General features: G+C 34.0%; 10 protein-coding genes. 6 read left to right on the top strand and 4 right to left on the bottom strand.

The features are described from left to right. The first annotated feature begins 682 nt into the window (after nt 1–682). Nucleotides 683–1,123: a hypothetical protein gene (locus QZ136_RS00865; protein ID WP_291399433.1), complete on the top strand. Its 441-nt coding sequence runs from the start codon at nt 683–685 to the stop codon at nt 1,121–1,123. 203 nt (nt 1,124–1,326) lie between these two features. After that, nucleotides 1,327–1,788 carry a peptide-methionine (R)-S-oxide reductase MsrB gene (gene msrB / locus QZ136_RS00870; protein WP_291399434.1) on the top strand — a complete coding sequence of 154 codons (462 nt, stop codon included), beginning with the start codon at nt 1,327–1,329 and terminating at the stop codon, nt 1,786–1,788. Here the strand turns inward: msrB and QZ136_RS00875 are convergent, their stop codons facing one another. Beyond that, complete coding sequence (locus tag QZ136_RS00875) at nt 1,789–2,163, bottom strand: GIY-YIG nuclease family protein (RefSeq protein ID WP_291399435.1); 375 nt, start codon at nt 2,161–2,163, stop codon at nt 1,789–1,791. Between the two features lie 94 nt (nt 2,164–2,257). Here QZ136_RS00875 and QZ136_RS00880 point away from each other — a divergent pair, with 94 nt between their 5' ends. From QZ136_RS00880 to QZ136_RS00890, 3 genes are all read left to right on the top strand, one after another. Next, complete coding sequence (locus QZ136_RS00880; protein ID WP_291399436.1) at nt 2,258–3,034, top strand: helix-turn-helix domain-containing protein; 777 nt, start codon at nt 2,258–2,260, stop codon at nt 3,032–3,034. 108 nt (nt 3,035–3,142) lie between these two features. After that, complete coding sequence (locus QZ136_RS00885; RefSeq protein ID WP_291399437.1) at nt 3,143–4,267, top strand: 8-amino-7-oxononanoate synthase; 1,125 nt, start codon at nt 3,143–3,145, stop codon at nt 4,265–4,267. 299 nt (nt 4,268–4,566) lie between these two features. Then, nucleotides 4,567–4,848: an AAA family ATPase gene (locus QZ136_RS00890; RefSeq protein WP_291399438.1), complete on the top strand. Its 282-nt coding sequence runs from the start codon at nt 4,567–4,569 to the stop codon at nt 4,846–4,848. A 76-nt stretch (nt 4,849–4,924) separates the two neighbouring features. Here the strand turns inward: QZ136_RS00890 and QZ136_RS00895 are convergent, their stop codons facing one another. Both QZ136_RS00895 and QZ136_RS00900 read right to left on the bottom strand, forming a co-directional pair. Next, nucleotides 4,925–6,325: a RagB/SusD family nutrient uptake outer membrane protein gene (locus QZ136_RS00895; RefSeq protein WP_291399439.1), complete on the bottom strand. Its 1,401-nt coding sequence runs from the start codon at nt 6,323–6,325 to the stop codon at nt 4,925–4,927. Between the two features lie 10 nt (nt 6,326–6,335). Continuing rightward, entirely contained in the window at nt 6,336–9,386 is a 3,051-nt protein-coding gene (locus tag QZ136_RS00900; protein WP_291399440.1) for a TonB-dependent receptor, read from the bottom strand. A gap of 339 nt (nt 9,387–9,725) precedes the next feature. On the opposite strand from QZ136_RS00900, the gene QZ136_RS00905 reads away from it, so the two are divergent. Further along, a complete protein-coding gene (locus QZ136_RS00905) occupies nt 9,726–10,616 on the top strand; it encodes a 3-hydroxybutyryl-CoA dehydrogenase (protein WP_291399441.1) in 891 nt (296 codons plus the stop codon). A gap of 44 nt (nt 10,617–10,660) precedes the next feature. Here QZ136_RS00905 and argS read toward each other — a convergent pair whose 3' ends face one another. Continuing rightward, nucleotides 10,661–12,439: an arginine--tRNA ligase gene (gene argS, locus QZ136_RS00910; RefSeq protein ID WP_291399442.1), complete on the bottom strand. Its 1,779-nt coding sequence runs from the start codon at nt 12,437–12,439 to the stop codon at nt 10,661–10,663. Nucleotides 12,440–12,462: the final 23 nt, after the last annotated feature.

A 12,462-nucleotide genomic window follows, 5' to 3' on the forward strand; every position in this document is an offset into this window, starting at 1 on the left:
TTTAACTTTAAGTAAATAACATTAAAAGGGTTGTTTTGCCACCGCAATATTGAAAGGCATTTTAAATTCTTATAAAAATGACAAAAAAAATTAGTGTTTGGACTGCTCTTAGCATTCGTTTTTACGCAGTGTAATCAAAAAGAAAAAGGATGTCTAGTATGAAGACTAATTTAGCATACCTGTCGCTTCTGGTTAATATATATTACATAGGCTCGTGGATATTTATCATTAATAAATACCCATACGAAGCTAGAGACAATGCATTTTGTAAAATTTTTCCACTTGCTCAATTATCCCCAATTGCGGTTAATATTTTCTTAATCCTGTTTAGTATATTTTCTATAATCATACTGAGTAAAAAAAGCACTGGCCATCGATTGGTTATTATAGTTCAGGCAGCTTTTATTTTACTTTTTCTATGGCAAATGATGTAGGGGTTTGGTTTAACCTTTGCACCAGGATGGTAAGATTTAAAAGCGAGCTTTGGTTTGCTTTTTTTATGCTTAAAATATTCTATTTAATCTTATATGCAATCGAAATTATATTTTAAATTATCTCTTATTGTTCAGAAAATAAATAGAAAATTGTTTTTTTTAAAATTACAATATTTAAATTATGTAAATAAATTAAATAGATTGTTTTGCCATCGCAATATTGAAAGGCAATTTAAATTCTTAAAAAAATGAAAAAAAAACTATTAGTGTTTGGACTGCTCTTAGCATTCGTTTTTACGCAGTGTAATCAAAAAGAAAAACCATTAGATGTAAAAGAATTAAAAGCAAAAATTCAAGCTTCGCAAGATTTTAAAAACTATCAATATTCTTTTTTAGAATTATCAGAAAGCATGATTCGTGGTGAAATTTCTACTTCAGGAAGCAATCATGAGATCATGAATAAGGCTCAAAATTCCAAATCTTTAGAAGAATTCACCAAATATTGTGAGGAAGCTGGTATTAAAGGTGCAAAAAAATATGCCGAATTGTTCTATTTACAGCAAACATCTCTGTTGAATATCGTAAAAAACAATCCCGAGATGAAACAATTAACACGAAATGAATTAAAACAAATATTAAAGTTTGATGCTAAACCGAATGTTTCAATTGATGATTTAAATAATAACTAAATTAAGATTGTTAATAACTGTATTGGGATTAAATTAAAAGCAGCTTGATAAAATCAAAAAACGAATTGGGGTCGCTTTTCTAGATAAATAATTGATTTTATCAATTATTTTCCGTATATTAATGGATACAAAAATTATAAAATAATAAATCCCAATAAATCAATACTATGAAGGCCCTTTTGAGTATTTTCCTATTAATTTTTATGCTTACAAATAGTAGCTGCGGACAAAACAAGTCTAAAAATATTCAAGAGTCTAATAAAAAAATAAAATTTCCCATTCAAAAATCAGATGAAGAATGGAAAAAGGTTTTAAGTCCCCTAGCCTTTGAAATAATGGTTGAACGTGGTACCGAGCCCCCTTTCAGAAATGCATACAATAGCAATAAGCAAAAAGGCATTTACGTAAGTGCTGCAACGGGAGAACCATTATTCAGTTCTGAGGATAAATATGAATCGGGTAGCGGCTGGCCAAGCTTCACCAAAGCAATTAAAGAAGGCGTAATTACTGTGGTTAAAGACAATAGTCATGGTATGATCCGCGATGAGGTTATAGAAACCAAAACGGGCCTACACTTGGGTCATGTTTTTGATGATGGCCCAAAGGATAAAGGCGGCAAACGCTATTGCATGAACTCGGCAGCACTTAAATTCATCAAACAATAATTAAGACAAGCTACTAAAAGAAGCACGCATTGGCTGAATACCTGAGACCATTATTTGCTCAAAATCTAAGCCTATGGTTAAATCTATCCAATCTGGGTTAACCCCTCTAATTAAACGATCTTTCTGAATACGTGTAAATTTACTGATTAAATTAAAGCGTTCTTTAGCAGAAGCTTCAGAGCTTAACTCTTCAAAATAAACGAGCCTAGTCAATTGCTGACCGGCATCAAAAAATAAATTAGGCATTTGCCTATAAAAAGTCATAGTTTTCATCAAGTCGGTACTCATACCCACATGAATACTGTTGCGGTTACGGTCGGTAACTAAATAAACAAATTTCTTAGTTTTCATGGCAGGCTTAGATAGGATCGGCATAATTTTAAATTTAATTTTTAGTTCCAATTATAATTGCTAATTTTATGAGCATAAATTTACTAACAATTTTAGTATTTCCAAATTTATTTTTCAAATGGCAAACATTTCTTCCAATTTAAAGTACCTACGTAAGAAAAAAGGGCTTACACAGCAGCAATTTGCAGATACACTTGATATTAAACGCTCACTAGTTGGGGCTTATGAAGAAGATCGCGCAGAGCCTAAATATGAATTACTAAAAAAATTCGCAGAGTTTTATGAATTATCGATGGATGAGCTCATCAATGAGCGCATCGATGATAAGTGGAAACCGAAGCCGAAAGCAGATCCTGCTAATATCAGAGTATTAAGTATTTCGGTAGATAGCCAAGATAGAGAGAACATTGAATTGGTGCCTGTAAAAGCAAGTGCTGGATATTTAAATGGCTATGGTGATCCAGAATATATTTCGGAGCTTCCCAAATTTCATTTGCCAATGTTTCGTCAAGGTACCTATCGTGCATTTGAAATAAAAGGCGACTCCATGCTCCCACTCCAATCTGGGACAGTTGTTGTAGGCGAGTATTTAAGTAATTGGAATGATCTTAAGCCTGGGGATACTTATGTAGTGATTAGCAAAAGTGATGGCATAGTTTATAAGCGAGTGGGAAATAAATTCAAGGAAAATAAAGCTTTGAAATTAATTTCTGACAATCCGGTTTATGAGCCCTATACAATCTCAGGAGATGACGTTTTAGAAATATGGAAGGCAAAAGCTTATATCAGCACCGACTTCCCAGAACCTGCTCCTGAACCTACCTTAGAAACACTTACGAGCATGGTTTCACAAATGCAAAAATCGATTTCTAATTTGGATCGAAATAAGAATTAGAAAGAACAATCGAATAAATTTGACCTTTTTAAGACAGATTATGAAGGTATAGAACTATGAGAAAAGCGGGATTATGTCTCGCTTTTCTTATTTTTAGCAAAAATACAAATGAAAAGCATCCATAAATTCATGTCTGATAGTCTGGCGCTACGAAAGGAAAATAATTCGCTACGCACCCTAAAAGCAGAAAGCAGTTTACTGGATTTTTGTTCCAATGATTATCTCGGTTTTGCTCGCTCTAACAATTTAAAACTCCTTTTTGAAAGTGAATTAAAAAAGCACCCCAATTATAACATGGGTTCTGGAGGCTCGCGTTTATTGGCTGGTAACTCAACATTTGCGGAAGAACTTGAACAAGAAATAGCTAATTTTCATCATTCGGAAGCCGCTCTCCTATTTAATTCAGGTTATGATGCAAACATCGGAATCTTCTCTTCTATCACTCAACGAGGCGACACCATCATTACAGATGAATATATTCATGCATCCATTATTGATGGAGTACGATTAAGTCACGCTACTCGATATGTTTTTAAGCATAATGATTTAGAGAGCTTAGAACAAAAATTAAAAGTATCCAAAGGCAAAATATTTATTGTGGTTGAAAGCATTTATTCGATGGATGGTGATCAAGCTCCATTAATAGATTTAAGCCATTTAGCAAAACAATACGATGCTGCTTTAATTGTAGATGAGGCGCATGCGACAGGAGTGTTTGGAGAATTAGGAAGAGGCTTAGTATATGATTTAGGTCTCTGTGATCAGGTATTTGCCAGAATCATCACATTTGGTAAAGCATTAGGAACACATGGTGCTGCTATTTTAGGTACTGAACAATTGAGGAGCTTTCTAATTAATTTTTCAAGATCATTTATTTATACCACTGCGGCCTCTTTTTTAAGTCATTTAGCTATAAAATGCGCCTATCAACAACTAAAAAATTCTGATTATCAATCGCCGCTTAAAGAACGTATAAAATGCTTTAGGGAGAGCATTAGCGCAGATATTAACTTATTAAATAGCCAATCTGCTATTCAAATTATTCTTATTCCTGGAAATAAAGAAGCGAGAGAAGCTGCACTCAATATCCAGAATGCAGGCTTTGATGTACGTGCTATTTTAAGTCCCACCGTTGCCCAAGGTACCGAGCGAATAAGAATATGCCTACACAATCACAATTCAATAGCTGATATTCAGAGATTATCTCACAATTTAAATGACATTATTAAATAAAACCCATATTTATCAGTGCTATTGGAACAGAAATAGGTAAAACCATTGTGTCAGCGGTTTGGAATGAGAAATTAGAAGCAGAAATTGGAAACCCGTATAATCGGAAGGACTTGTCAATAGCGTTTCTATACTCATAGAACCCCCGATTTCAAACAAACGAACATTTATTCACCCTGAAGCTTATCGTTTAACCTAGCCCTTTACACCACACGAATCGACCGTATTAGAAGGAATTCATATTGATTTAGATAAAATTAATTTACCAAAAAAAGATAATCAATTGATTATTGAGAGAGCTGGTGCAACTAATTAAAAGGAATAATCATAGAATCATTAAAAAATTTGATGCTGAGGTTGTTTTGGTCTCTAAAATTTATTTAGGGAGTATAAATCACACCTTGCTTTCGGTGGAATTATTAAAAAGCAGGAATATCCCTGTACGTAAATTGATATTTAGCGGGGAATGGAATTCGGAGGATATGATTAAGGCAAAATCCGAATTAGAAATATTGAGGGTGCCGTTTTTTGATGAGTTGAGTAAAGAAAGTATTCGAAAATTTGTTAGAAAATTTAATTTTTAAAAGGGTTATATTTTTTTGAGTCCAAAAAAAAGGCTGAACATTTACAATGTTCAGCCTTTTTTGCAAAAATTAAATTTTAATATTTGTCATTTTGGGTTATAATACCTCCAGAAGTTAAAACTTCTCTTTGAGGGATTGGCCATAAATTTCTAAATGCTTCACTAATTCCTAAAAAGGCACCAGTTTTATTGTATCTTCTTAAATCAAACAATCTGTGACCTTCATGGGCAAGTTCAACTCTTCTTTCAGCTAAAATAGCATCTAAAATTACATCCACAGAAGTTGATACCAAGGGACTTAAACCAGCTCTCTCTCTTACAACGTTCAAGTCAGCTAAACCACCAGCAATATCAGTATCACTTGGACTTGGTTTTCTTAATCTTGCTTCTGCTCTAATTAAGTAAAGTTCGGCAGTTCTCAATAGAATAACATTATCATCACGAGTTGCAATTCTTGTTACTTTTCTAGTTTTAGCTAGTGGAGCAACAACTGAATAATTAATATCTTTTCTGATATCTCTCGCTTCATGTATATCTCTCAAACTTGTTGATGCGCTTATTTCGTTTCTTCCACCAAGAGTGGTAGTGTAATAAAAGAAAGATAAATCATTCTGATCTGCAGTATTAAATTCCAATTCAAAAATAGACTCAGAACTGTTTTTACCGCTCCACATTGTGCCATAATTAGCTGTGGAAACCATTGGATATCTTGCTGAACCTATTACACCTGTCGCTAAAGTTTCAGCTTCAGCAAATTGACCTCTGTATAATTGTACACGAGCTTTTAATGCATTAGCAAAATCTTTACCAACTCGGTTAACAGTGCTTTGCTTGTTTGCAAAAGTACTTACACCAATCGCGAAATCTAAATCAGCTAAAATTGCTGTAAATATCTCAGCTTCAGTACTTCTTTTGATTGCAGCAGCTTCTGTTAAAGATGAAGTTGGTGTTAATTTTAAAGAAACACCAACACCGTTTCCTTTGCCATAACCATCAACTGAACCACCCCAGTATCTTAACAAATCAAAATACATAAGTGCTCTCAAAGTTCTCAATTCGGCAAGCGCACTTTCATTCACAAATCCTGATTCCTTGATGTTAGGTACAGCAGCAATGACAAGATTAGCAACATTTATAGTACTGTAAATACTATTGTACATATTGGTGACTTCAGCATTATCAGTCAAAATGCTTTTATTTGCAATTTGAGCAAATGATGGAAAAGTTCCAACGTGAGAAATATTATCTGCACCTAAATCCGCCATTACTTGATAGCGTAGTCCGTAATAATTTCCACTCTGCAAACCACTATAAACTGCATTAATACCTGCTCTAACATTATTTGCAGTATTGAATGCGATAGATGCATCTAATGATGCTTGCGGCTTCTGATTCTCTAATTCCTTCTTACAAGAACCGAGTAAAACTCCTGATAATAAAATTATCAGAAATGATTTATTTTTAATTATTTGTTTCATAATTCAAGTATTAAAAAGTTAGGTTCAAACCAAAAGTATAAGTTTTAGCCTGAGGGAAGGTTAAGAAATCTGTACCTGGTGCTGTATTTGTATCACTAAAAGTACTTACTTCAGGATCTAAACCTGAGTATTTTGTAATGGTGAATAAGTTTTGGCCAGCCACATATAATTTAAAATTACTAACTTTCAACTTTGATAAAACCTTAGGTGAGAAAGTATAACTTAAACTTATGTTCTTCATTCTTAAGAAATCACCACTCTCTAAAAATCTATCAGAGGTTCTTCTGTTATTATTAGGATCTGCGTAAACAGCTCTTGGCATTGTTGTGCTTGGATTGGTAGGTGTCCATCTTTCTAAAACAGCAGTAGTTTGTCCAAAAATACTATTCATACCTTCAGAAAATGCCCTAGTATTATTATAGATTTGGTTACCACCTGAAAACTGAACAAATGCTGATAAATCAAAGTTCTTATATCTGAAATTGTTGGTAAATCCACCGAAATAAGTAGGCATACCATTACCGATAATTTCTTGATCATCAGCAGTTATTCTACCATCACCATTTAAATCTTTAAATCTTTGATCACCAGGTGCAGTTGACGTTAATGCACTAGCGGTTTTTGTATGAATTGGAGCTGCAGCAATCTCAGCAGCATTTTGGAAAATTCCATCTGTTCTATAACCTCTAAAATCACCCAAAGAACCCCCTGGAGCAACCCATGAAGCAAAACCAGCAGCAAAAGGATTACCAGAAATCTCTAAAACTTTATTCTTATTGAAACTTAAATTCAGATTAGATGTCCAAGAAAAGTCTTTTTTATCAAAAATTACACCAGTCAACCCAAATTCTAAACCTTTGTTTTCCAATTTACCAATATTAGATTGGATAGTTAAAAATCCTGAAGAACCTACCAATGGCTGACCTAATAATAAATCTTCAGTCTTCTTTTGATAAGCATCAAATGTAAAAGTCAATCTATTTTTGAACATTCCTAAATCTAATCCTAAGTCAATAGAGCTAGTATTTTCCCAGCTTAAAATAGTATTACCTAATTGTGAAGGAGATAAACCAGACTGTTGCAAGTAGTTTGCACCACCACCAACTAATTGAAGTGAAGTGAAGTTACCAATTTCCTGATTACCAACTATACCATAACTACCTCTTAATTTTAAGTTACTAATTGAGCTTACATTCTTTAAGAAAGACTCTTCAGATATATTCCAAGCAGCAGAAACTGCAGGGAAAGTTCCGTATCTCTTATCAGCACCAAATCTTGATGAACCATCCACACGAACAGAACCCTGAATTACATACTTATTATCGAATGAATAGTTTGCTCTTGCTACATAAGATTCTAAAGCATAAGAGCTACCACCCGAAGCAGTAGTTACTCTTACGGCACCAGAAGATAATCTAGTGAAATCATTTGTAGGGAATCCTGTTGCAGATGCTAATAGGTTTTCATAATTAGATTCTTGATATGAAAATACACCTGTTAAATTCAAAACATGCTTATCTGCAAATGTTTTATTGAAATTTAAAATATTTTCAGTAACATAATTAACTTCCTGATTTTGACCTTCAGAACCAGAACCAGCAGATGCAGCACCTGTATTGGTAGTAGTTGGATTGTAATTTCTATCTTTTGTTGTCAGGTAATCCAAAGATAACTGAGATTTAAATGTCAATGATGGCAGAATTTGATACTCTGCCGATCCTGAAGTAAGCAATCTATTACTTGTATTCAAGAAAATTCTTTCAACAGCTGATGCCACTGGGTTATCAACAGAAGAAATTGGATCCTTACCGTATGTACCATTAGCATTATAAACAGGTACATGAGAACCTAATAAAATAGATGCACTTACTACACCATTAATATTGTTATCATTATTAATTCTGTTTGAAACTGAACTATTAAAACCAGCACTTAAAGATAATTTTAGTTTTTCAGTAGCTTGATTATCTAAATTCACACGACCACTCCATCTTTTGAAACCTGAAGCGATTACTATACCTTGTTGATCAAAATAAGATCCAGAAACAGAGAATTTAGTTTTGTCATTACCACCTCTAGCAGAAAGATCGTAGTTTTTAATGTCAGCAGATCTAAATATTTCATTTTGCCAATCAGTATTAGCATAAGTCTTAGGATCAGCACTTAGACCTGTAAGCCAATTATAGTTAGTTCCAGCACCATATCTATTAGCAACAGATTCATTCAATAATTCAATGTATTGCTGTCCAGAAACTAGCGGAAGTAATTTGTTAACTTGCTGAGTTCCGAAGTAAGAATTGAAACTTATTTTTGTAGTTTGGTTAACTCCTCTTTTTGTATTAACAATTACAACACCATTAGCTGCTCTTGAACCATAAATAGCACTTGCTGCCGCATCTTTTAAAACTTCAATCGACTCAATTTCACTCGGGTTGATATCAGATAAAGCATTTGACAACTGACCACCAGCCGCAACCTGAGTATATGAACCTGTAGAAATAGGCACACCATCTACTACATAAAGCGGTTGACTACTTGCGCCAATTGAAGATGTACCTCTGATTCGAATTGAGATACCTCCTCCTGGAGTACCTGATGATTGAGTAACCTGAACACCCGCAGCTCTACCTTGAAGAGCTTGCTCCGGACTTAAAATTGGAGTATTTGCTATATCAGCAGCTTTAACAGATGACTGTGCACCGGTAAAATCAGCTCTTCTTTGTGTACCGTAACCAGTAACAACAATCTCAGATAACTGCTTAGCATCTGTAACCAAAGCAATATTGATTGCAACCTTATTGCCAATTGTTACATTTTGAGACAGGAAACCAATGTAAGTAAACTCCAAACTCTTAACCGATGAAGTTACACTAATTGAATAGTTACCACTTACGTCTGTTTGAGTAGCAGCACTAGAACCAGTTGCTTTAATAGAAACTCCAGGCAATGGCAAACCATCTTCCTTAGATGTTACCTTACCTGTGATTCTTCTGTCTTGTGCAAATGCGGCACCAGCCAACATTATACACACAAAGAACATACTTAGTAATTTTTGTTTCATTTGATATGTATTTAGTTTATTAAATAGTTACAAAACCCTTTTAAACAAGTTTCAATAACAATATTAACGGTTTAAACTAACATTATTGTAGTTGGTTTGCAAGAATAATGTAACTAACTTGTTATAATTAGTGGTTAACTATATTCTTTTGCCAGTCTATAGGGTAAAAAAAGACTGTAGAATGCAGAAATTGACTACTAAACTAATTACGTATAACAATAAATTATTAATGCTAATTTAAAATCAAAGGACTCAAAATTTACAAAACCATGAAAATAATGAGACTAGAAGATTTAAAATCATTCCTACCTTTATTTATTATTAAGCAATCATAAAAACATGAAACAAATCTCAATTATAGGCTCCGGAACCATGGGTAATGGTATTGCTCATGCCTTTGCAATCTCAGGATTTCAAGTCAATTTAATTGATATTTCAGTCCCAAGCCTCGAAAAAGGAATGGATGCAATTCGCAAAAATTTAGATAGACAAGTCGCAAAAGCACTAATTACCGAAGATATCAAAGCTTTAGCTCTTAAAAACATACAAACCTTCACGGATACTAAATCTGGAATTGAAAATTCAGATCTTGTTATTGAAGCAGCAACTGAAAACTTATCCATTAAGCTCGAAATTTTTAAAAACTTAGACCAATATTGTAAAAAGGAAGCCATTTTAGCTTCAAATACTTCTTCTATATCTATTGGGAAAATTGCATCGGTAACAAATCGTGCTGATAAAGTTATAGGAATGCACTTCATGAATCCCGTTCCTGTGATGAAATTAGTGGAAGTTATTCGTGGATATTCAACTTCTGATGAGGTTACTCAAACAATCATGAACCTTGCCACTAAACTCAATAAAATTCCAGTTGAGGTAAATGATTACCCCGGATTTGTAGCTAACCGCATTCTCATGCCCATGATTAATGAAGCTATTTATTCCTTATATGAAGGTGTTGCGGGTGTCAATGAAATAGATACAGTCATGAAACTTGGTATGGCTCACCCAATGGGTCCGCTACAATTAGCCGACTTTATAGGCTTAGACGTTTGCCTAGCAATTATGAATGTATTACATCAAGGTTTCGGAAATCCTAAATATGCACCCTGCCCTCTCCTAGTGAATATGGTTACTGCTGGTAATTTAGGTGTAAAATCTGGCTTAGGCTTTTACGATTATAGCAATGGTATTAAAGACCCTTCTATCGCAAAGAAATTTATTAAATAAAAAAGGCGCATTAAAAAGACGCCTTGAATTATAACATTCGTTTATTACATTCTTGATGGGACGCTAATCCCAAGTAATTTCATTGCTTTGTTAATAGTTTTAGCAGTTGCAGCAGCAAGATCAAGTCTGAAATTTCGAACTTGTGGGTCTTCTGCCTTCAAAATGCTTTCTTCATGATAAAACTTATTGAAAAGTTTGGCGAGTTCAAAAACATAGTTTGCAATGTGCGCGGGACTATATTCTCTTGCTGCTGAGCTAATTACATCTGGGTATTTAGCTAAGTTGACAATCAAATCCTTTTCAAGTATTGTTAATACATTGCTATAGTTATCAGAAATTTTATTTTTATAATCGGCCTTTGCTAAAACCGAACAAATTCTGGCATGGGTATATTGAATAAAAGGCCCTGTATGACCTTGAAAATCAATTGATTCATTCGGATCAAATAAAAGGCGTTTTTTAGGCTCAACTTTCAACAAAAAGAATTTCAATGCCCCTAAACCAATCATATTATAAAGGTCTTTCTTCTCTTCTTCTGTAAAACCATCCACCTTACCTAGCTCTTCGGTTCTTTCCTGAGCAGTTTGAATCATGTCGTCCATTAATTCATCAGCATCAACAACTGTTCCTTCACGGGATTTCATTTTACCAGATGGCAAATCAACCATCCCATAAGAAAGATGAAATAGACCATTAGCCCACGATTTTCCAAGCTTTTGAAGAATTAGAAATAGAACTTTAAAATGATAATCTTGCTCATTTCCAACCACATAAATCGACTTATCCATTTTAAAGTCATCATATTTCAATTGAGCAGTTCCTAAATCCTGAGTGATGTAAACGGAAGTCCCATCAGCACGTAAAACCAATTTCTGATCTAAACCATCATCCGTTAAATCTATCCAAACAGAACCGTCATCTTTTTTGAAAAAAACACCTTTATCTAGGCCTTCCTGAATAGTATCTTTACCTAAAAGATAGGTATCTGATTCATAATAATACTTTTTAAAATCAACACCAAGCTTTTTATAGGTTACGTCAAAACCTGCATATACCCAAGAATTCATCATTTTCCAAAGGTCAATTACTTCTTGGTCGGCCGACTCCCATTTCAAGAGCATTTCTTGAGCTTCCTTAATAACAGGGGCATTCTTTTTTGCTTCATCCTCAGTCTGCCCCTCACTAATCAAGGTTTCAATCTGTTTTTTATATTCTTTATCAAAAATCACATAATACTTCCCAACCAAGTGATCACCTTTTAAACCACTACTTTCTGGTGTTTCTCCATTACCAAATAATTTCCAAGCGAGCATCGATTTACAGATGTGTATCCCACGATCATTAACCAAATTAGCCTTTATAACTTCATAACCATTGGCTGAAAGGATTTCTGCAACTGAAAAACCGAGTAAATTATTGCGAACATGACCCAAATGAAGTGGTTTATTGGTATTTGGCGAAGAATACTCAACCATTACTTTTTGTCCGTTGGATGGAAATTGTCCAAATGACTGACCATGAACGCTAGTTAACAATTCATCAACCCAATAAGAGTCGGCAATTGACAAATTCAAAAAGCCTTTAATTACATTAAAATCAGCAACTTCCTTAAGGTTCTCTTTAAGATATTCCCCTATTTCGGCCCCAGTTTGTTCTGGAGTTTTTTTAGAAAAACGTGTAAATGGAAAAGTTACAGCTGTAACTTGTCCTTCAAACTCTTTTCGAGTTTCTTGAATCACTATACTATCTAATTGTATATCAGTCGCATAAAGCGATAAAACCGCCTTTTGTATGTGTTGAACGATGGTATTTTCTATTGTCATTTCTATTGGCCTTTGGCCTGTAA

The organism is Daejeonella sp., from assembly GCF_017495225.1.
Lineage (GTDB): Bacteria > Bacteroidota > Bacteroidia > Sphingobacteriales > Sphingobacteriaceae > Daejeonella.